Source organism: Serratia grimesii NBRC 13537 (assembly GCF_001590905.1).
GTDB classification, from domain to species: domain Bacteria; phylum Pseudomonadota; class Gammaproteobacteria; order Enterobacterales; family Enterobacteriaceae; genus Serratia; species Serratia grimesii.
This window is the reverse complement of sequence record NZ_BCTT01000014.1, coordinates 22704-42865: the sequence shown is the minus strand read 5'-3', so window position 1 is coordinate 42865 and position 20162 is coordinate 22704. Positions and strand designations below refer to the sequence as shown.

At 54.0% G+C, this 20162-nt stretch carries 19 protein-coding genes; 16 read left to right on the top strand and 3 right to left on the bottom strand.

Features of this window, described 5'->3' with window-relative positions:
• The first annotated feature begins 71 nt into the window (after positions 1 to 71).
• The 10 genes from livH (at position 72) to ugpQ (ending at position 10323) form a co-directional block, all read left to right on the top strand.
• Complete coding sequence (livH, locus tag SGR01S_RS17560) at positions 72 to 998, top strand: high-affinity branched-chain amino acid ABC transporter permease LivH (RefSeq protein ID WP_037423479.1); 927 nt, start codon at positions 72 to 74, stop codon at positions 996 to 998.
• Positions 995 to 2278, top strand: a complete 1284-nt coding sequence (locus tag SGR01S_RS17555) for a high-affinity branched-chain amino acid ABC transporter permease LivM (RefSeq protein ID WP_037423482.1) — start codon at positions 995 to 997, stop codon at positions 2276 to 2278. Before livH ends, SGR01S_RS17555 begins: the two co-directional genes overlap by 4 nt.
• Positions 2275 to 3045 (top strand): high-affinity branched-chain amino acid ABC transporter ATP-binding protein LivG, encoded by a 771-nt coding sequence (gene livG / locus SGR01S_RS17550; RefSeq protein WP_037423484.1) that lies wholly within the window; start codon positions 2275 to 2277, stop codon positions 3043 to 3045. The genes SGR01S_RS17555 and livG overlap by 4 nt, the downstream gene beginning before the upstream one ends.
• The gene (gene livF, locus SGR01S_RS17545) at positions 3045 to 3746 is read left to right on the top strand and encodes a high-affinity branched-chain amino acid ABC transporter ATP-binding protein LivF (RefSeq protein ID WP_037423486.1); all 702 of its coding nucleotides are present in this window, start codon (positions 3045 to 3047) and stop codon (positions 3744 to 3746) included. Before livG ends, livF begins: the two co-directional genes overlap by 1 nt.
• A 198-nt stretch (positions 3747 to 3944) precedes the next feature.
• Positions 3945 to 5132: an aminotransferase-like domain-containing protein gene (locus SGR01S_RS17540; protein WP_061808136.1), complete on the top strand. Its 1188-nt coding sequence runs from the start codon at positions 3945 to 3947 to the stop codon at positions 5130 to 5132.
• A 192-nt stretch (positions 5133 to 5324) separates the two neighbouring features.
• A complete protein-coding gene (gene ugpB / locus SGR01S_RS17535) occupies positions 5325 to 6644 on the top strand; it encodes a sn-glycerol-3-phosphate ABC transporter substrate-binding protein UgpB (RefSeq protein WP_061808254.1) in 1320 nt (439 codons plus the stop codon).
• Between the two features lie 113 nt (positions 6645 to 6757).
• The gene (ugpA, locus tag SGR01S_RS17530) at positions 6758 to 7645 is read left to right on the top strand and encodes a sn-glycerol-3-phosphate ABC transporter permease UgpA (RefSeq protein WP_061808135.1); all 888 of its coding nucleotides are present in this window, start codon (positions 6758 to 6760) and stop codon (positions 7643 to 7645) included.
• Positions 7642 to 8487: a sn-glycerol-3-phosphate ABC transporter permease UgpE gene (ugpE, locus tag SGR01S_RS17525; RefSeq protein ID WP_061808134.1), complete on the top strand. Its 846-nt coding sequence runs from the start codon at positions 7642 to 7644 to the stop codon at positions 8485 to 8487. Before ugpA ends, ugpE begins: the two co-directional genes overlap by 4 nt.
• Positions 8488 to 8503: 16 nt before the next feature.
• Positions 8504 to 9580, top strand: coding sequence for a sn-glycerol-3-phosphate import ATP-binding protein UgpC (locus tag SGR01S_RS17520; protein ID WP_061808133.1), 1077 nt, complete (start codon positions 8504 to 8506; stop codon positions 9578 to 9580).
• Complete coding sequence (gene ugpQ / locus SGR01S_RS17515) at positions 9577 to 10323, top strand: glycerophosphodiester phosphodiesterase (RefSeq protein ID WP_061808132.1); 747 nt, start codon at positions 9577 to 9579, stop codon at positions 10321 to 10323. The genes SGR01S_RS17520 and ugpQ overlap by 4 nt, the downstream gene beginning before the upstream one ends.
• Here the strand turns inward: ugpQ and SGR01S_RS17510 are convergent.
• Complete coding sequence (locus tag SGR01S_RS17510; protein WP_061808131.1) at positions 10320 to 10649, bottom strand: hypothetical protein; 330 nt, start codon at positions 10647 to 10649, stop codon at positions 10320 to 10322. The genes ugpQ and SGR01S_RS17510 overlap by 4 nt on opposite strands.
• 195 nt (positions 10650 to 10844) lie before the next feature.
• Here SGR01S_RS17510 and SGR01S_RS17505 point away from each other — a divergent pair, with 195 nt between their 5' ends.
• Positions 10845 to 11708, top strand: coding sequence for a carboxylate/amino acid/amine transporter (locus SGR01S_RS17505; protein WP_037423511.1), 864 nt, complete (start codon positions 10845 to 10847; stop codon positions 11706 to 11708).
• A gap of 33 nt (positions 11709 to 11741) precedes the next feature.
• On the opposite strand, the gene metR is transcribed toward SGR01S_RS17505, so the two are convergent.
• Positions 11742 to 12692, bottom strand: a complete 951-nt coding sequence (metR, locus tag SGR01S_RS17500) for an HTH-type transcriptional regulator MetR (RefSeq protein WP_061808130.1) — start codon at positions 12690 to 12692, stop codon at positions 11742 to 11744.
• 90 nt (positions 12693 to 12782) lie between these two features.
• Between metR and metE the strand changes: the two genes are divergently transcribed.
• Positions 12783 to 15074, top strand: coding sequence for a 5-methyltetrahydropteroyltriglutamate--homocysteine S-methyltransferase (metE, locus tag SGR01S_RS17495; protein WP_073963475.1), 2292 nt, complete (start codon positions 12783 to 12785; stop codon positions 15072 to 15074).
• Between the two features lie 109 nt (positions 15075 to 15183).
• On the opposite strand, the gene SGR01S_RS17490 is transcribed toward metE, so the two are convergent.
• Positions 15184 to 16020 carry a dienelactone hydrolase family protein gene (locus tag SGR01S_RS17490; protein ID WP_061808128.1) on the bottom strand — a complete coding sequence of 279 codons (837 nt, stop codon included), beginning with the start codon at positions 16018 to 16020 and terminating at the stop codon, positions 15184 to 15186.
• 508 nt (positions 16021 to 16528) lie between these two features.
• Between SGR01S_RS17490 and udp the strand changes: the two genes are divergently transcribed.
• The 4 genes from udp (at position 16529) to SGR01S_RS17465 (ending at position 20069) form a co-directional block, all read left to right on the top strand.
• A complete protein-coding gene (udp, locus tag SGR01S_RS17485; protein WP_037423519.1) occupies positions 16529 to 17290 on the top strand; it encodes a uridine phosphorylase in 762 nt (253 codons plus the stop codon).
• Between the two features lie 299 nt (positions 17291 to 17589).
• The gene (locus tag SGR01S_RS17480; RefSeq protein ID WP_037423521.1) at positions 17590 to 18372 is read left to right on the top strand and encodes a tyrosine-protein phosphatase; all 783 of its coding nucleotides are present in this window, start codon (positions 17590 to 17592) and stop codon (positions 18370 to 18372) included.
• A gap of 86 nt (positions 18373 to 18458) precedes the next feature.
• A complete protein-coding gene (locus tag SGR01S_RS17475; RefSeq protein WP_037423523.1) occupies positions 18459 to 18989 on the top strand; it encodes a DedA family protein in 531 nt (176 codons plus the stop codon).
• Between the two features lie 291 nt (positions 18990 to 19280).
• Entirely contained in the window at positions 19281 to 20069 is a 789-nt protein-coding gene (locus tag SGR01S_RS17465) for a histidine phosphatase family protein (protein ID WP_061808126.1), read from the top strand.
• Positions 20070 to 20162 lie beyond the last annotated feature (93 nt).

Below are 20162 nucleotides of genomic sequence, written 5' to 3'. Positions count from 1 at the left end.
CGGCTTGCCGGCTCCGTATCCCTTTACCTGAATGCTCTTCGCGTTCAGGTTTCGCAGCCAAGGGTTAGAGTATGTCAGAGCAGGTTCTTTATTTTCTGCAGCAGATGTTCAACGGCGTCACGTTGGGCAGCACCTATGCATTGATCGCCATCGGTTACACCATGGTCTACGGCATCATCGGCATGATCAACTTCGCCCACGGTGAGGTGTATATGATCGGCAGCTATGTCTCCTTTATTGTTATTGCCGCCCTGATGATGGTGGGCATCGACGTTAGCTGGTTGCTGATTGGTGCCGGGTTCCTGGTGTCGATCGTCATTGCCAGTGCCTACGGCTGGAGCATTGAGCGGGTGGCCTACAAGCCGGTGCGCAACTCCAAGCGTTTGATCGCGCTGATTTCCGCCATCGGGATGTCGATATTCCTGCAAAACTACGTCAGCCTGACACAGGGATCGCGCGATCTGGCGTTGCCTAGCCTGGTCACCGGCCAATGGGTATTGGGAGAAAGCAACGGCTTTGCCGCCACCATCACTACCATGCAGGTGATTATCTGGGTCGTGACCTTCCTGGCGATGTTGGCGCTGACGATATTTATTCGTTATTCACGCATGGGCCGTGCCTGCCGTGCCTGCGCGGAAGATTTGAAAATGGCCAGCCTGCTGGGCATTAATACTGATCGGGTGATCTCACTGACGTTCGTGATCGGTGCGATCATGGCAGCGGTGGCCGGCGTACTGCTGGGCCAGTTCTACGGCGTGATTAACCCCTACATCGGCTTTATGGCCGGTATGAAAGCCTTCACCGCAGCGGTATTGGGCGGTATCGGCAGCATTCCCGGCGCGATGATTGGTGGTCTGGTCCTGGGCGTGGCGGAAGCCCTGACTTCGGCTTACCTGAGCACTGAATATAAAGACGTGGTGTCGTTCGCGCTGCTGATTGTGGTGTTGCTGATCATGCCAACTGGCATCCTTGGGCGTCCGGAGGTTGAGAAGGTATGAAACTCAATCTGCTTAATGCGTTGATCGCCTCTCTGGTGCTGTTTGTGATGGCTTCATTCCTGATGGGGATGCAACTGAGTCTCGACGGAACCAAACTGGTGGTGCATGGTGCGGCGGAAGTTCGCTGGATGTGGATCGGCATTGGCTGTGTCATCGTGTTTTTCTTCCAATTGTTGCGTCCGCTGATGCAGCAAGGGCTGAAAAAAATCTCCGGCCCGTCATTCGTCTTGCCGAGTTTTGATGGCACCACTGCGCGCCAGAAGCTGCTGGCTGCGGCGATCATTGTTGCCGCAGTCGCTTGGCCGTTCCTGGTCTCGCGCGGCACGGTGGATATCGCTACCCTGACGTTGATCTACGTGATGCTGGGTCTGGGCCTGAACGTGGTGGTCGGGTTGTCCGGCCTGCTGGTGCTGGGTTACGGCGGTTTTTACGCTATTGGTGCCTACACTTATGCACTGCTTAATCACTACTACGGCCTTGGCTTTTGGGAAAGTTTGCCATTGGCAGGCATCGTCACTGCCATCTTTGGTTTCCTGCTTGGTTTCCCGGTACTGCGCTTACGCGGCGACTACCTGGCGATTGTGACGCTGGGTTTCGGCGAGATCGTGCGTATCCTGCTGCTGAACAATACCGAGATCACCGGCGGGCCGAACGGCATCAGCCAGATCCCGAAACCGACCTTCTTTGGGCTGGAGTTCAACCGAAGTGTGCGTGACGGCGGCTGGGACACCTTCCATAACTTCTTTGGCCTGAAATACGATCCGAGCGATCGCATTGTGTTTTTGTATTTGGTGGCGCTGCTGCTGGTGGTACTGACGCTGTTTGTGATCAATCGCCTGCTGCGCATGCCGCTGGGCCGTGCCTGGGAAGCGTTGCGCGAAGATGAAATCGCCTGCCGTTCACTGGGCCTTAACCCGACCAAAATCAAGCTGACCGCCTTTACCATCAGCGCCGCCTTTGCCGGTTTTGCCGGTACGCTGTTTGCCGCACGTCAGGGTTTTGTCAGCCCGGAATCCTTTACCTTTGTCGAGTCGGCCTTTGTGTTAGCGATCGTGGTATTGGGTGGCATGGGCTCGCAGTTTGCCGTGATCCTGGCGGCTATACTGCTGGTGGTATCGCGTGAAATGATGCGCGATCTGAATGAATACAGCATGTTGCTGCTGGGTGCCCTGATGGTCTTGATGATGATTTGGCGACCACAGGGGTTGCTGCCGATGAAGCGGCCACAGCTGAAACTGAAAACGGCGGATATCCACGCGGGTAAGGGGGAACAGGCATGAGTATGCAACCTTTGCTGAAGGTCGAAGGGTTATCGATGCGTTTCGGCGGCCTGCTGGCGGTCAATAACGTGGCGCTGGAGCTCAATGAAGGCGAAATCGTCTCGCTGATCGGCCCGAACGGTGCGGGTAAAACTACGGTGTTTAACTGTTTGACCGGTTTCTACCGCCCAACCGGTGGCACCATCAAACTGCGTGAACGCCATCTGGAAGGGTTACCTGGGCAGACTATTGCCCGTATGGGCGTGGTGCGGACTTTCCAGCATGTGCGGTTATTCCGTGAAATGACGGTGATCGAAAATCTGTTGGTTGCGCAACATCAACATCTGAAAAGCGGCGTCTTTGCCGGACTGTTGAAAACCCCGGCGTTTCGTCGTGCCGAAGCTGATGCGCTGGAACGTGCCTCGGTATGGCTGCAACGGGTTGGCCTGTTAGAGATGGCTAACCGTTCTGCAGGGAATCTGGCATACGGCCAACAGCGCAGGCTGGAGATTGCACGCTGCATGGTTACCCGGCCAGAGTTGTTGATGCTGGATGAGCCGGCTGCGGGCTTGAACCCGAAGGAAACCGATGAGCTGGATCACCTGATTGTCGAACTGCGCAATCAGCATAAGGTTTCGGTATTGTTGATTGAGCACGATATGAAGTTAGTGATGGGCATTTCTGATCGCATCTACGTGGTGAACCAAGGCACACCGCTGGCGCAGGGCTCTCCGGCAGAAATTCGTAACAACCCGGACGTGATCCGGGCGTATTTGGGGGAAGCTTAATGTTGTCATTTAATCAGGTGTCCGCCCATTACGGCAAAATTCAGGCGCTGCATCAGGTTAGCCTGAACATCAAACAGGGGGAGATTGTCACCCTGATTGGCGCTAACGGCGCGGGTAAAACCACGCTGCTCGGTACGCTGTGCGGCGAACCGCGTGCGACAGAAGGCAGTATCACCTTTCTCGATCAGGACATTACACAGTGGCAGACTTCGCGCATCATGCGTGAGGCGGTGGCGATTGTCCCTGAAGGGCGGCGGGTGTTCTCGCGCATGACCGTGGAAGAGAATCTGGCGATGGGCGGTTTCTTTGCCGATCGTCATCAGTATCAGCAGCGTATTGAACGGGTATTCAGCCTGTTCCCGCGCCTGTTGGAGCGCCGTACTCAGCGTTCAGGCACCATGTCTGGCGGTGAACAGCAGATGTTGGCGATTGGGCGTGCACTGATGAGCCAGCCGAAGTTACTGTTGCTCGATGAACCGTCTCTGGGGCTGGCGCCGATCATCATTCAGCAGATTTTTGACATCATTGAGCAACTGCGCGAAGAAGGAATGACCATCTTCCTGGTGGAGCAAAACGCCAATCAGGCGCTGAAATTGGCCGATCGTGGTTATGTACTGGAAAACGGCCGCGTGGTGTTGGAAGATACGGGAGCCGCATTGTTAGCAAACGAAGCAGTTAGATCGGCGTATCTGGGCGGCTGAAATACCCGTCGTCTTTCAAGCTACAGCGTTGTTAACTGCACTCGCTTACCCCAGTCACTTACTAAAGTAAGCTCCTGGAGGATAAGCGAGCTGGTCGCCTAGCTGTAACTGGAAATCCATAGGGTATTAGAGGGAATTTACCGATAAAGGTAACTCAGGCTGCACCTGCATTTTTAACGATTACGAGAAGAAGAAGAAATGAACACAGAAGGGTTACTCGCGCAGCGCATCGTAAAAGTAAAAAGCTCGGCAATTCGTGAATTGCTCAAGCACAGTAAGATGGAAAACGTCATTTCGCTGGCGGGCGGCATCCCCTCTGATGCCCTGTTTGATTTCGAAGGGTTGAGCATCGCTACCCATCAGGCGATCACCGAGCAGCCGAAAAGCGCTTTCCAGTATGGTTTGACCGAAGGCAGCCCGGTACTGCGTGAGCGCATCTGCGAGCTGTGCGCCCAGCGTGGTGTTTCTGCTACCGCTGACGAGGTGATGGTGACTGCGGGTTCCCAGCAGGCGCTGGATCTGGTGATGCGTGCCATCGTCAACCCAGGCGACGTGTTTGTGGTGGAGCGTCCGACCTATCTGGCGGCATTACAGACGCTGGAGCTGGCGGAAGCCAACATCATGTCGGTGTCGTCCGACAGCGATGGCATGGTGGTCGAAGAACTGGCCGAGTTGCTGAAAACTCAGCGCATCAAGGGTGTGTATGTGGTGCCGAACTTCGGCAACCCAAGTGGCATCACACTGAGTGCCGCGCGCCGCGAGCTGTTAGTGAAACTGGCAGCCGAGCACAATTTCTTGATCATCGAAGATGACCCGTACGGCGAGCTGCGTTTTACCGAAGAGCGCAACGCCACGCTGCACCAGATTTCGCAACAGGTACTGGGCCATACCGATAATATTATCTATACCTCGACCTTTTCCAAGATCCTGGCGCCGGGCCTGCGTCTGGGCTGGGCAATTTTGCCGCCGTTCCTGCTGCACAAAGTGGCGATCATCAAGCAGGCAGCGGATCTGCACGCCAGCGCGCTGTCGCAGAGCATCGTCGAATGTTACCTGGGGTTGGATCGTCTGCCGGCGCAGATCGAAAAGATCCGCGCAGCGTACAAACAAAAGGGCGAGATCCTGGCCGGGCTGGTGGAACAAGAGTTGGGTGACCATATCAGCTTTGATATGCCGAAGGGCGGTATGTTCCTGTGGGCGCGCTTCCGTCAGCCGTTTAACGCGACCGAATGGCTGAAAACCACCCTACAGCAGGGCGTGGTATTTGTGCCGGGAGAATACTTCTTCTCTGACAACCCGGATCGTTCGACCTTCCGTCTGTCATTCGCTACCGCCACGGAGCAACAAATGCAGGAAGCCGTTGCCCGCCTGCGTCGTTCACTGTAATCCCCACGGCGGCAGGGGGAGTTTTTCCTGCCGCCGACATCAAACCGCAACCTGCACTTCACTCTTCCGTCATATAGCTGTCATCTGGTGGTTATGTTTCTGTCATCCGAGCATGGCATGTTAGCTTCCGAACAAAAAACTGATTCTTTTCGCTCACGCGCTTATTACACCAGCTTTTTTCAGGAGTTAGGCATGCTCACCTACGCTATTCGCAAAACTACGCTGTGCGTCGCGTTGACCCTGGCGGTCAGCACTCATGCACTGGCGGCAACCGAGATCCCGTTCTGGCATTCGATGGAAGGCGAACTGGGTAAAGAAGTGGATTCCCTGGCGGATCGCTTTAACCAATCGCACCCCGACGTCAAAATTGTTCCGGTTTATAAAGGTAACTACGAACAGAATCTGGCGGCGGGCATCGCGGCCTATCGCTCAGGTAAAGCACCGGCGATTTTGCAGGTGTATGAGGTGGGCACGGCAACCATGATGGCCAGCAAGGCGATCAAGCCGGTGTATGAGGTGTTTAAAGACGCTGGCATCAACTTTGACGAGTCGGTGTTCGTGCCGACGGTGGCAGGTTACTACACCGACAACAAGAGCGGGCACCTGCTGTCTCAGCCGTTCAACAGCTCTACCCCAGTTCTGTATTACAACAAAGATGCCTTCAAGAAGGCTGGCCTGAACCCAGATCAGCCACCAAAAACGTGGCAAGAGCTGGCGGCGGATACGGCCAAACTGCGTGAAGCTGGTATGAAGTGTGGTTACGCGAGTGGCTGGCAGGGCTGGATCCAACTCGAGAACTTCAGCGCCTGGCACGGTGTACCGTTCGCCACGGAAAATAACGGGTTCGGTGGCACCAGCGCCAAACTGGAGTTCAACAAGCCGCTTCAGGTCAAGCACATCCAACTGCTGGAAGACATGAACAAGAAGGGGGATTTCACCTACTTCGGCCGCAAAGACGAATCCACCGAGAAGTTCTACAGCGGTGATTGCGCCATTACCACTGCATCCTCCGGTTCGCTGGCAGATATTAAGCACTACGCCAAATTTAACTATGGTGTTGGCATGATGCCTTATGACGCGGATGCCAAAAATGCACCGCAGAACGCCATCATTGGTGGCGCCAGCTTGTGGGTGATGAACGGCAAAGATGCCGCCACCTATAAGGGCGTAGCTGAATTCCTGCAGTATCTGGCCCAACCGGAAATCGCTGCCGAATGGCATCAGAAAACCGGTTATCTGCCGATCACGACCGCTGCGTACGATCTGACCAAGCAACAGGGTTTCTATGATAAGAACCCGGGTGCCGATGTGGCAACACGTCAGATGCTGAACAAACCACCATTGCCGTTCACCAAGGGTCTGCGTCTGGGCAATATGCCGCAGATTCGTACCGTCGTAGATGAAGAGCTGGAAGGCGTGTGGACCGGGAAGAAAACGCCACAGCAGGCGTTGGATGCAGCCGTGCAGCGTGGTGATGTCTTGCTGCGCCGTTTCGAGTCCCAGACCAAGTAACGTCAACCGGAATTCCTTTTCGGCGAACGACACCGATCCACCCCCTCTCCCTTGGGAGAGGGCCGGGGTGAAGGGCTCAGTCAGCCCTTCACCCACATTAACGGTTAACCCCTATGTCATCTTCCCGTCCCGGTTTCGGCTGTAGCTGGCTGCCCTATGTATTGGTGCTGCCGCAACTGTTGATCACCGCAATCTTCTTCCTGTGGCCTGCCGGTGAGGCGCTGTGGTATTCAGTGCAAAGCCTCGATCCGTTTGGTCTGTCCAGCCAGTTTGTCGGGCTGGATAACTTCACCCAGTTGTTCCAGGACCCGTACTACCTCGATTCGTTTTACACCACGCTGATTTTCAGTTTCCTGGTGGCAGGTATCGGGCTGGTCGTGTCGTTGTTCTTCGCCGCGTTGGTGGATTATGTCCTGCGCGGCAGCCGAATTTACCGGACGCTGATGATTTTGCCTTATGCCGTGGCCCCTGCGGTGGCGGCTGTATTGTGGATTTTCCTGTTTAACCCGGGTCTGGGGCTGATTACTCACTTCCTCAATGGATTGGGTTACAACTGGAACCACGCGCAAAATAGCGGACAGGCGATGTTCCTGGTGGTGTTGGCTTCGGTATGGCAGCAAATCAGCTATAACTTTTTGTTTTTCTTGGCGGCGTTACAGTCCATTCCTCGTTCCCTGGTTGAGGCGGCAGCCATCGACGGTGCTGGCCCGGTGCGGCGCTTCTTCAACCTGGTGTTGCCGTTGATCACGCCGGTGAGCTTCTTCCTGCTGGTGGTAAATCTGGTGTATGCCTTCTTCGATACCTTCCCAGTGATCGATGCTGCGACTGGCGGCGGGCCGGTACAATCCACGACCACGTTGATCTACAAGATCTACCGCGAAGGCTTTGCGGGTCTGGATCTATCCAGCTCAGCGGCGCAGTCGGTGATCCTGATGCTGTTGGTAATTGGTCTGACGGTGATCCAGTTCCGTTTTGTCGAACGTAAGGTGCGCTACCAATGATTGAGAACCGACGCGGGCTGGATATCTTCAGCCACGTAATGCTGATTATCGGCGTACTGGTGGTGTTGTTCCCGCTGTACGTGGCCTTTGTGGCCGCTACATTGGACGATAAAGAGGTGTTCCAGGTGCCGATGACCCTGATCCCGGGTGGACATCTGTGGGAAAACATCAGCAACATCTGGCAGGGCGGTGTGGGCAACCTCAAAGTGCCGTTTTCGATGCTGTTGCTGAATAGCGTGATCATGGCGCTGGCCATCACCTTCGGCAAAATTGTAGTGTCGGTGCTGTCGGCCTACGCCATCGTGTATTTCCGTTTCCCGCTACGCAGTCTGTTTTTCTGGCTGATATTCCTCACACTGATGCTACCGGTGGAAGTGCGTATTTTCCCAACGGTAGAGGTGATCTCCAACCTCAACCTGCTGGACAGCTACACCGGCCTGACGCTGCCGCTGATGGCCTCGGCAACCGCTACCTTCCTGCTACGCCAGTTCTTTATGACCTTGCCGGACGAATTGCTGGAAGCTGCGCGTATTGATGGTGCCGGCCCGATGCGCTTCTTCTGGGACATTGTGCTGCCGCTGTCGAAGACCAACCTGGCGGCGCTGTTTGTCATCACCTTTATCTACGGCTGGAACCAGTACCTGTGGCCGATCCTGATCACCAGCGACGCCTCAATGGGCACCGCGGTGGCGGGCATCAAAAGCATGATCTCTACCTCCGGTGCGCCGACCCAGTGGAATCAGGTCATGGCGGCGATGATTCTGACTTTAATCCCACCGCTGGCGGTGGTTCTTCTGATGCAGCGCTGGTTTGTACGCGGCCTGGTTGATAGCGAAAAGTAACGAGAGAAATTTTCACATGGCAGGTTTAAAACTACAGGCAGTCACCAAATCCTACGACGGTAAAACGCCGGTGATTAAGCAGATCGATCTCGACGTGGCGGACGGTGAGTTTATCGTGATGGTCGGCCCGTCCGGCTGCGGTAAGTCGACGCTGTTGCGTATGGTCGCTGGGTTGGAACGTACCACCAGCGGCGATATCTATATCGACAGCCAGCGTGTGACCGATATGGAGCCGAAAGATCGCGGCATTGCGATGGTGTTTCAGAACTACGCGCTGTATCCGCATATGAGCGTGTATGACAACATGGCCTATGGCTTGAAAATTCGCGGGTTTGGCAAACAGCATATCCAACAGCGTGTCGAAGACGCGGCACGCATTTTAGAACTGGAGCCGCTGTTGCAGCGCAAGCCGCGTGAGCTTTCTGGCGGCCAGCGTCAGCGGGTGGCGATGGGGCGCGCTATCGTGCGTGAACCTGCGGTGTTTCTGTTTGATGAGCCATTGTCTAACCTGGATGCCAAACTGCGCGTACAGATGCGTCTGGAATTGCAGCAGCTGCACCGCCGACTGAAAACCACCAGCTTATACGTGACGCACGATCAGGTGGAGGCGATGACGCTGGCGCAGCGGGTGATCGTGATGAACAAGGGCGTGGCGGAGCAGATTGGTACCCCGAGCGAGGTTTATCAGCGCCCCGCATCGCTGTTTGTAGCCAGTTTTATTGGGTCACCGGCGATGAATCTGTTGCCCGGCACGCTGAGTGCTGACGGCAGCCAACTGCGGTTGGCGGATGGCATGATGCTGACTTTGCCGCAGGCGAAAGCACAATGGGGTGGACGCCAGTTGACGCTCGGCATCCGCCCGGAGCATATTCAACTGACCACCGATGAGCAGGGTGGTGTGCCGTTGATTATGCAAACGCTAGAGCTGTTGGGAGCGGACAATCTGGCTCATGGGCAGTGGGGTGGACACGGTGTGATCGCCCGACTTTCGCATGAAACTATGCCGGCAGCGGGCAGCACGCTATATTTGCACCTGCCTGCACAGGCGCTGCACTTTTTTGATACCGATAGCGGATTACGGATGGAACAATGACCACAGCCTGGCCTTATCCACATATTGTCGCCCACCGCGGCGGCGGTTCTCTGGCGCCGGAAAATACCTTGGCGGCAATTGACGTTGGCGCACGTCACGGTCACAAAATGATTGAGTTCGACGCCAAGCTGGCGCAGGACGGGCAAATTTTTCTACTGCACGACGATACCCTGGATCGTACCAGTAACGGTTGGGGCGTGGCGGGTGAGTTGCCCTGGGACAAGCTGGTACAGCTGGATGCCGGCAACTGGTATAACTCTGCCTACAAGGGGGAACGTTTGCCGTTGCTGTCTGAAGTCGCTGAACGCTGCTTACAACATGGCATGATGGCGAACATTGAAATCAAACCCACTACCGGCAGTGACGATGAAACAGGTCGGGTGGTCGCGCTGGCGGCGCGCTTGCTGTGGCAGGGACAGACTGATCCATTGCTTTCTTCGTTCTCGATAGAAGCGCTTGAGGCGGCACAACGTACCGTACCGGAACTGCCGCGTGGTTTGCTACTGGATGAGTGGGATGACAACTGGCAAGTGCTGACAGAGCGGTTGGGCTGTGTGTCATTACACATCAACCATAAAGAACTGACTGCCGAGCGAGTCGCGGCGCTGAAAGCCGCAGGCTTGCGCATTCTGGTTTATACCGTTAACCAGCCGGCACGCGCGCGCCTGCTGTTGAACTGGGGTGTTGATTGCATTTGCACTGACCGGATAGATTTAATCGGGCCCGATTTTCCAAACGGCTAACCTCCGTTGACAGGCGTCGGCATCGGCGCCTGGGGTACCGAAGGGGTAGTGCGATCAAACGGGTTGCGCGGTTGGTTACCATTTGGCAGCAGTTGGCCGTTGTTCGGTGAATTTCGCTGCAACTGCTGTTGGTTGTTGTCAAATTGCCGCTGTTGTTGCAAACGGCGTTGATCCAACTGTTGGTTATTCAGCATACGCTGCTGTTGTACTTGTTGATTACGGTGATTGAGAAACTGCTGTTGCGAGCTGAGATCGGTGACACCGTTGGCCGCAGCGGCCAATCCGGACAGCAATAATAGGCTGTACAGCATGTGATAACTTTTCATGGTTTTTACCTCGCTTTTATACCCGCCGTCTTTCAAGCTGCACGGTGAAAGCCATGGGGTATATGTTAAGACTAACTCATCGGTGAGAATTTGCTGATAGTTTGTATTTCACTCAGATGTAAACCGCCTTTTCGTCACGATCTATCTCTCCTTCCGTTACAATCGCCCTTTCTGACTTTTTAGGGTGAACCCATCGTGCTGCTTCTGGTGATTACTACCATCCTGTGGGCATTCTCTTTCAGCCTGATTGGTGAATATCTGGCGGGCCATGTCGACAGCTGGTTCTCAGTGTTGATGCGTATTGGTCTTGCAGCGTTGGTGTTCCTGCCTTTCCTGCGTTGGCGCAATATCAAACCGAAAGTGATCATGATGTACATGCTGGTGGGAGCCTGTCAGCTTGGCATCATGTACCTGTTTAGCTTCCGTGCGTACATGTACTTAACGGTGCCGGAATTCTTGCTGTTTACCGTCCTGACGCCGCTCTATGTCACGCTGATTTATGATCTGATCAGTGGACAACGCCTGCGCTGGAGCTACGTGCTCAGTGCATTGTTGGCGGTATTGGGGGCGGCGATCATCCGTTACCATCAGCTTAGTGAGCATTTCTGGTGGGGGTTACTGCTGGTGCAGGCGGCGAATATCAGCTTTGCCATCGGCATGGTTGGCTACAAACGCTTGATGGAAGTGCATCCACTGCCACAGCATACTGCGTTTTCCTGGTTCTACCTGGGGGCGTTAGTGGTGGCGGTGGTGGCCTGGTGTCTGTGGGGCAATCCAAATCAGTTACCGACGACTAACCTGCAATGGGGCATTCTGGTGTGGCTGGGTGTGGTGGCTTCCGGACTGGGTTATTTCATGTGGAACTACGGTGCAACGCAGGTGGATGCCGGTACGCTGGGCATCATGAATAACATGCATGTGCCTGCTGGGCTGCTGGTAAATCTGGCGATCTGGCAGCAACAGCCACACTGGCCGAGTTTTATTATCGGTGGGGCGGTCATTGTTGCTTCATTATGGGTGCACCGCCGTTGGGTGGCGCCCAAAATAATCAGTAAATAAACCGGGCTGCCCAAGCGCAGACAGCCCTGAGCGTCAGGGCTGTGAAGCCAGTGGTTTGACGCTGGCGACACCGGCGCTTGGGCGGGCGGCGTCACGGACGAACGGCAGATGGTTGCAGGCGTGTTGGCGTGCCGAACGAATAAAGGCTTCCGTCACTGCCTGGCGCTGCTCTCCATCGCGTACCGCGGCATACAAGCGGCTCCACAGACCATCACCCAAGGTTTTGGTCACCACCAATCCCTGGCGCTCAAAGCTTTCCACGACCCAATGCGGCAATGCCGCAATCCCCATCCGTGCGGACACCATCTGGATGAGCAGTAGAGTGTTATCCACGTTTTTCAATGCTGGGTTGATGCCTGCTGGTTGCAGGAAATGGCGCCAGATATCCAACCGTTGGCGCTGTACCGGATAAATCATCAGCGTTTCGTCGCTCAAATCCTCAGGCGTAATGTGCAACTTACTGGCCAACGGATGATCCGGTGCCAGCACCAGCCGCACTTCGAAATCAAACATTGGTGAATAGTGCAGGCCGCTGCGCGGCAGAATATCGGAGGTCAGCACCAGATCCAGCTCGCCCTGTTGCAAGGCGGGTTGAGGGTCAAAGGTGACGCCAGACTTGAAGTCCATCACGACCTGCGGCCAACTCTGACGGAAATTATCCAACGCCGGCGTCAGCCATTGAATACAACTGTGGCACTCAATAGCGATACGCAGCGTTGCCTGATGAGGTTCGTGACATGCCTGTAGCGCCTGCTGAATTTGCGGCAGCACCTGTTCTGCCAGCTGTAGCAGGATCTCTCCCTGCGCAGTAAAGCGCAGCGGTTGGCTCTTGCGAACGAACAGCTTGAAGCCCAGACGCTGTTCCAGATCGCTGAACTGATGTGACAATGCAGACTGCGTCTGATGGAGTTGGGCCGCCGCGGCCGCTAGCGAGCCGGTATTGCGCAGAGCCTGTAGCGTCCGTAAGTGTTTCAGTTCGATCATGAGAGTCCTTCACAGTGACAGTGAATAAATTGCGCTTGTGGTTAATACAGTACCTGCGGATTATGGATGTGTAAACATCTGGACGGCTAAATGGGGAATATGACGATGGCAATTTTAAATCACACACTGGGTTTTCCGCGCGTTGGGCTACGACGTGAGCTAAAAAAAGCTCAGGAAAGCTACTGGGCAGGTAATTCAACGCAGGAAGAACTGCTGGCGGTTGGCCGTGAGCTGCGCGCTCGTCATTGGCAACAGCAACAGCAAGCCGGGGTGGATTTGGTGCCGGTCGGCGATTTCGCTTGGTACGATCATGTATTAACCACCAGTCTGCTGCTGGGTAACGTACCGGCGCGTCATCAGAATAAAGACGGTTCAATCGATCTCGACACGCTGTTCCGTCTTGGCCGTGGCCGTGCACCGACCGGGGAACCGGCGGCAGCGGCGGAAATGACCAAATGGTTTAACACCAATTACCACTACATGGTGCCTGAATTCCAGAAAGGCCAGCAGTTCAAACTGGGCTGGACCCAATTACTGGACGAGGTTGACGAAGCATTGGCCTTGGGCCACAAAATCAAGCCAGTGTTGCTGGGCCCGGTAACGTATCTGTGGCTGGGTAAAGTGAAGGGCGAGCAGTTTGATCGTCTGTCACTGCTGAAAGATATTCTGCCGGTTTACCAGCAAGTGCTGGCTGAGTTGGCGAAACGCGGCGTTGAGTGGGTACAGATCGACGAACCTGCTCTGGTGCTTGAATTACCACAAGAATGGCTGAACGCCTTTAAGCCCGCTTATGACGCGCTGCAGGGCCAGGTAAAACTGTTGCTGACGACCTACTTCGACAGCATTGGCCACAACCTGGCTACCCTTCGTGAGCTACCGGTACAGGGGCTGCATGTTGACCTGGTTGCCGGCAACGATGATATCGCCACCTTAAACCAGGTATTGCCAAAAGAGTGGCTGTTGTCTCTGGGGGTCATCAATGGGCGCAACGTTTGGCGCGCCGATCTGAGCAGTTGGTTCGAACGTCTGCAACCTTTGGTTGGTAGCCGTCCATTGTGGATTGGCACCTCTTGTTCACTGCTGCACAGCCCAATCGATCTGAGCGTCGAAACCCGCCTGGATGAAGAAGTGAAAAGCTGGTTTGCCTTCGCCCTGCAAAAATGTGCCGAACTGGCGTTACTGAGTGCGGCGTTGAACGCACCGGGTGCAGAAAAACAGGCAGAACTTGATGCCTACAGCGCACCAATCCGTGCCCGTCGTCAGTCCAGCCGTGTGCATAATGCGCAGGTAGGTCAACGTCTGGCTGCGATTACCGCACAGGACAGTGAACGCCAGCGTCCTTATGCCGAACGCGCTCAGGCACAGCGTGAACGCTTCAACCTGCCGGCTTGGCCGACCACCACTATTGGCTCATTCCCGCAAACGACCGAAATCCGTGGTCTGCGCCTGGACTTCAAACAGGGTCGCCTGGACAGTAACAACTACCGCACCAGCATCAGTGAGCACATCAAACAGGCGATCGTTGAACAAGAACGTTTGGGTCTGGATGTGTTGGTACACGGTGAAGCCGAACGTAATGACATGGTGGAATATTTCGGTGAGAACCTTGATGGCTTCGTCTTCACGCAAAATGGTTGGGTGCAAAGCTACGGTTCCCGTTGCGTTAAACCGCCAGTCATCATCGGTGATGTCAGTCGACCGGAAGCCATCACCGTTGAGTGGGCGAAGTATGCTCAGTCGCTGACTGACAAGCCGGTAAAAGGCATGTTGACCGGTCCGGTGACCATTCTTTGCTGGTCATTCCCGCGTGAAGACGTCAGCCGCGAAGTGATTGCCAAACAGATTGCTCTGGCACTGCGTGATGAAGTGGAAGATCTGGAAAAAGCCGGTATCGGTATCATCCAGATTGATGAGCCTGCACTGCGTGAAGGTCTGCCGCTGCGTCAATCTGACTGGGCTGCTTACCTGAACTGGGCGGTAGATGCGTTTAAACTGAATGCCGCTGTGGCGCAAGATGACACGCAGATCCACACCCACATGTGTTACTGCGAGTTTAACGACATCATGGATTCGATTGCCGCGTTGGATGCTGACGTGATCACCATCGAAACCTCGCGTTCCGATATGGATCTGTTGGAAGCCTTCAAAGAGTTCGAGTATCCAAACGAAATTGGTCCGGGCGTGTATGACATCCACTCGCCAAACGTACCAAGCGTGGAATGGATCGAAGCGCTGTTGCGTAAAGCAGCGCAGAACATCCCGGCAGAACGTCTGTGGGTTAACCCAGACTGCGGCCTGAAAACCCGTGGTTGGCCGGAAACCCGCCAGTCGCTGACTAACATGGTACTGGCCGCACAGCGCTTGCGCGAACTGCAGGCTTGATTGCCGAAAAACGACCGTGATGGTTTGATGTGATTATTCAGGGCGCCTCGGCGCCCTTTTTTATGCCCTCAGCAACTGCCCGCTCTGGCAACCCTGAGGTGAGGGGGCGTTATTTAATGCCAGGTACGCCATGTTGAGCGAACCATGTCAGCATGCGCTGCCAGCCATCTTCCGCCGCTTCGGCATTGTAGCTTGGTCGGTAGTCGGCATTGAAGGCGTGGCCAGCTTCGGGGTAGACCACGATTTCGGCACTGGCGTTAGCCGCACGGATCGCCTGACGCATGCTTTCAACCGTATCCAGTGGGATACTGCTGTCCTGACCGCCATATAATCCCAGTACCGGCGCAGAGAGTTGCGTGGCGACATCGACCGGGTGCTTTGGAGAGTTAAGCGTTTTCTCTCCCACCAGTTTGCCATACCAAGCGACAGCGGCCTTTAGCTGCGGGTTATGTGCCGCATACAACCAGGTAATACGACCGCCCCAGCAAAAACCGGTAATGGCCAGCTTGCCGGCATCGCCGCCGTGGCGTGTGGCCCAATGAGCGGCATGGTCCAGATCCGCCAGTACCTGGCGATCTGGCACTTTACTCACCAACTTCTGAAACAGTTCACTGATGTCGGTGTAATCCTTGGCATCTCCCTGACGGAAATACAGCTCAGGTGCGATCGCCAGATAGCCTTGCTTTGCCAAGCGACGGCACACGTCCTGAATATGTTCATGAACGCCAAAAATTTCCTGTACCACCAGGACAACCGGGAAGGGGCCACTGTGATCTGCTGGTTTGGCGATATAGGCCGGCAGATTGTCGCCCTGCGAAGGAATAGTGGTTTCCCCCGCATGAATGCCTTGTTCATCGGTGAGAATAGTTGAGGCAGCCAACGGTGTTACGGCTGGGGTGAATCCCCCCTGAGCCTGTTTTAATGTCATCACATGATCGGTTTTCATTGCGGTCTCCGTGCAATAGAGAAAAGCGCTGAGATTAACTATAGGAAAGATTACGCGTTATTGGCGTCGAGTTGCGCATTTTCGGCCAAGTCTGTAAAAAACGGTTAATTATCTGGCTTTACTGCGTTTTTGTTGTCTTTTTATCATGCTATTACGCATGTTGACCCCTATGAGTACCATAAGGTGCGTTAGCTGCCTTTTGTATGGCTAAGCTGGCGATAAACGGCGGTTATTTTCTGAGGTCACGTAAATAGTGGGTTAGGGAAAAGACCTTTGCGATCAGAGACGCGTCGTGGGAAACGGCCGTACAGTTTGTCAGCTAGACTTGTGGCAACTGAGGCGCTCAGATCGGCCTTTTAGCTTGTTTTTGTGACTATTGTCACGAAAATTATGTAGATTGCATTCTGTTTCTTTATTCAAAGTGATGGTCGTCACTAAATTGAGTGACGATTTTCAGTAGAGTACTTTTTTGTTCCTCCCAATAAACATGATCTATGAGGAGTCTCGCATGTCTCAATCTGACGTTTTTCATCTCGGCCTCACTAAAAACGATTTACAAGGGGCCCAGCTTGCCATCGTTCCTGGCGATCCACAGCGCGTAGAGAAAATTGCCAAGCTGATGGAAAATCCGGTGCATCTGGCTTCCCATCGTGAATTTACCTCCTGGCGCGCAGAGCTGGACGGCAAGGCAGTGATCGTCTGCTCTACCGGCATTGGTGGCCCGTCTACCTCTATCGCCGTTGAAGAACTGGCGCAATTGGGCATCCGTACCTTCCTGCGTATCGGCACCACCGGTGCGATCCAGTCAAACATCAATGTCGGTGACGTCTTGGTCACCACTGCGGCAGTTCGCCTTGATGGTGCGAGCTTGCACTTCGCGCCGATGGAATTCCCGGCCGTGGCCGATTTCACCTGTACCACGGCACTGGTCGAAGCGGCGAAAGCTGCTGGCGCGACTACCCACATTGGCGTGACGGCGTCTTCTGATACCTTCTACCCTGGTCAGGAACGTTACGATACTTTCTCTGGCCGCGTCGTCAGCCGCTTCAAAGGCTCGATGGAAGAATGGCAGTCAATGGGCGTGATGAACTATGAAATGGAATCTGCAACGCTGCTGACCATGTGTGCTAGCCAAGGCCTGCGTGCTGGTATGGTTGCCGGTGTCATCGTTAACCGCACCCAGCAGGAAATTCCTAACGCAGAAACCATGAAAAACACCGAAAGCAAAGCGGTGCAGATCGTGGTTGATGCGGCGCGCCGCCTGTTGTAATTATCTCGCAGTTCAACGGGTCGCTGACGCGGCCCGTTTTGCCATTCAGTCGTAATCTGTTACGGTTATACCCCGTCGTCTTTCAAACTGCAGCGCTGTTGGCTGCGCTCGTTCACCTCAGTGACTTATCTGAGTAAGCGCCTGGGGACTCCCGATCTGGCCGCCTATCTGCAATTTGAAAGTCATAGGGTTATTTCGCTCTATGTGCCATCTTTCTGGCCACCTCTATGACCCGTTGAGCCCGGTTTTACCGATGCTTTCAGGTTGCGTTTTTTCAGACAATAATCGCGAGGACGTCTATGACCGCCCAGATCCTGCTTCATCCTTCACTAGCACCGCTTGATGGTGGCATTAATTTTCGCGATCTTGGCGGCAATAGCGTCGCCGATGGTCGCCGTATCAAACGTGGTTTGCTGTTTCGTTCCGGTTCGTTAGAACGCCTGACGGAAAATGACTGCACTTTTCTGGCCGGCGTGCCGGTACGTTCGGTACTCGATTACCGTGATGCTGATGAAGTGCAGGCTAAGCCTGATATTCTGTGGCGTGGTGCCGATTACCATCATTTTCCCGCCAACCCGCTGAGCAATGAGGTTAACGCTAACCTGGAAAAGCTAAACAGTGAAACGCTCGCGGGTTTTGATGCACAGATGTTTATGCTGGAACTGTACCGCCGATTGCCGTTCGGCAATACGGCGTACAAACAGTTGGCTCAACTGCTGAGCAAGGCGGATCACGGCGCGATCGTCCAGCACTGTGCGGTGGGCAAGGACCGCACTGGGATTGGATCGGCACTGGTGTTATTCGCACTGGGGGCTGATGAGGCGACGGTTGTGGAAGATTACCTGCTGACCGAAACCACGCTGGCAACTTTCCGCGAACAGATGCTGGATCAACTGTCGATTCGCCTGAGTGACTCTGCGTTGCAACAGTTTGCCTACGTGCTTAGCGCTCGTGAAGAGTTCCTGATGACGGCTCTGGGTTGTATTCGTGAGCAACATGGCACTACCGATCGTTGGCTGGAGGCGGAATATGGGCTGGGCCAGAAACAGCGTGAAGCGCTGCAGGCATTTTACCTCGAGTAAACCGTGCTGATGTTTAACCGGGGTTTAACCTGCCCCGGCTGGCATTGCGTATCCTTGGGGGATAAATCCCGTATCAGGAGCCTGTATTGAGCCTCAATGACATTATCCACTGGGTCAGCGAAACCGTGCGTCAGCATGAAAACTGGGCTATCCCGATTATCTTCTTCCTGGCATTTGGCGAATCGCTGGCGTTCTTGTCGCTGCTGTTACCGGCAACGGTGATTTTGCTCGCCTTGGGTGCGCTGATTGGCGAAAGCGGCATCGCATTTTGGCCGATTTGGGCTGCTGCAGCTATCGGTGCATTCTTCGGTGATTGGCTTTCTTACTGGATTGGTTACCACTACCAGGATCGTGTGGCGCATATGTGGCCGCTATCGCGCAATCCACAGCTGTTGACGCGAGGTCATGCGTTTTTTGAACGTTGGGGGGTTTTGGGTATTTTCATCGGTCGCTTCTTCGGCCCATTGCGTGCTGTGGTACCGCTGGTCGGTGGTATTTGTGGTATGCCCCAGCGTTATTTCCAAGTAGCGAATATCACTTCGGCGATGATCTGGGCATTTGGCATTCTTGCGCCGGGCGCTTTTGGTATTAAATGGCTAAGCCAGTGGTTTAGTTAAGATAGCCCCTCTTTCTTGCGAAGGGGGCTATGTCGTCTGTTAATTATAAAAGGAAGAGTGAGAATTCGATCACGAATTTATCCTTATTTGCGGCTTTTCATTTTCTTTCTTTTCTTATGGGTGTTAATTTCGTTAGTAAGTGGATTGTTACTGTGATTAAACAGGCAAAACCCAAACTCGTTGACAGAAATGTCATGGGTTTGGGTTTTTTTTTGCCATTAATATACTCAACGATCCATGGATGATTATAAAACTAACGTGTAGTGTCATTTTCTTCACTAAGGGCTATCAATGAAAATAAAAACAGGGGTATTAGCTTTTGTACTTTCTCTCTCTTCTTTATCTACGTCTGCTGTTTTTGCGGCAGAGACAGATAGCATCAATATTTATTTTGCGCGTCACGGTAAAACGATACTCAATACTTACGATCGGGTGCAAGGTTGGGCAGATTCACCCTTGACGTCATCAGGGATTGAAACGGCCCGTTATCTGGGGGCCGGATTGAAAGAAGTTCCTTTTACGCGCTTTTACACCAGTGATGCCGGGCGCCAACGTGAAACGATGCGGGTGATCCTACAGGAAATGGGCAAACCAAAAGCGAGCGTGACAGAGCTGACAGATTTACGTGAAATGTTCTTTGGCGGGTTTGAAGGTCTGGCTAATGCGGACATGGGCAATGCGGCGGCTCAAAAACTGGGTATTTCCTCTGGCGCTGCCATGTTCCAGCAAATGGATGAAGGCCGTATAGGGCTGTTCGCGTTGGTGGATACCATCAGTCAGAGCGATGAAAAGAAAGAAGCGGAAAATGCCCAGCAGGTAAAAACGCGCATGCAGCACGCGCTGAATTCGATGGTACAGGATGCTTTAAAGGGGGGAGATAAAAACATATTGGCAGTCTCTTCAGGGGTATCAATGCAAATGATGATTTCAGACATGACCGACAACCCAGAAAAGAATAAGCCATTGGCCAATGCGGCAGTGGTAAAAATTACTTATAAAGATGGCGAATATAATGTAACTGACATTGGTGACCTGAGTTATGTCGCAAAAGGGAAAGTGATTATTAATAAAGGCCAGTAACGTTAAAATTATAAAATAAACACACCCTTCTTATGTTTTTAGTGCTGGGCGGGAATTGATACCGCCCGGCCAGGTATTTCTATGCCTAATTCT

Excerpts from the sequence above, each read along its gene's own strand:
- metE (WP_073963475.1), top strand. The coding sequence starts at position 12,783 with ATGGGGAATATGACGATGGCAATTTTAAATCACACACTGGGTTTTCCG.
- ugpA (WP_061808135.1), top strand. The coding sequence starts at position 6,758 with ATGTCATCTTCCCGTCCCGGTTTCGGCTGTAGCTGGCTGCCCTATGTA.
- livF (WP_037423486.1), top strand. The coding sequence starts at position 3,045 with ATGTTGTCATTTAATCAGGTGTCCGCCCATTACGGCAAAATTCAGGCG.
- ugpB (WP_061808254.1), top strand. The coding sequence starts at position 5,325 with ATGCTCACCTACGCTATTCGCAAAACTACGCTGTGCGTCGCGTTGACC.
- ugpE (WP_061808134.1), top strand. The coding sequence starts at position 7,642 with ATGATTGAGAACCGACGCGGGCTGGATATCTTCAGCCACGTAATGCTG.
- ugpQ (WP_061808132.1), top strand. The coding sequence starts at position 9,577 with ATGACCACAGCCTGGCCTTATCCACATATTGTCGCCCACCGCGGCGGC.
- livH (WP_037423479.1), top strand. The coding sequence starts at position 72 with ATGTCAGAGCAGGTTCTTTATTTTCTGCAGCAGATGTTCAACGGCGTC.
- SGR01S_RS17490 (WP_061808128.1), bottom strand. The coding sequence starts at position 16,020 with ATGAAAACCGATCATGTGATGACATTAAAACAGGCTCAGGGGGGATTC.
- SGR01S_RS17510 (WP_061808131.1), bottom strand. The coding sequence starts at position 10,649 with ATGAAAAGTTATCACATGCTGTACAGCCTATTATTGCTGTCCGGATTG.
- metR (WP_061808130.1), bottom strand. The coding sequence starts at position 12,692 with ATGATCGAACTGAAACACTTACGGACGCTACAGGCTCTGCGCAATACC.
- SGR01S_RS17540 (WP_061808136.1), top strand. The coding sequence starts at position 3,945 with ATGAACACAGAAGGGTTACTCGCGCAGCGCATCGTAAAAGTAAAAAGC.
- udp (WP_037423519.1), top strand. The coding sequence starts at position 16,529 with ATGTCTCAATCTGACGTTTTTCATCTCGGCCTCACTAAAAACGATTTA.
- livG (WP_037423484.1), top strand. The coding sequence starts at position 2,275 with ATGAGTATGCAACCTTTGCTGAAGGTCGAAGGGTTATCGATGCGTTTC.
- SGR01S_RS17465 (WP_061808126.1), top strand. The coding sequence starts at position 19,281 with ATGAAAATAAAAACAGGGGTATTAGCTTTTGTACTTTCTCTCTCTTCT.
- SGR01S_RS17480 (WP_037423521.1), top strand. The coding sequence starts at position 17,590 with ATGACCGCCCAGATCCTGCTTCATCCTTCACTAGCACCGCTTGATGGT.
- SGR01S_RS17555 (WP_037423482.1), top strand. The coding sequence starts at position 995 with ATGAAACTCAATCTGCTTAATGCGTTGATCGCCTCTCTGGTGCTGTTT.
- SGR01S_RS17520 (WP_061808133.1), top strand. The coding sequence starts at position 8,504 with ATGGCAGGTTTAAAACTACAGGCAGTCACCAAATCCTACGACGGTAAA.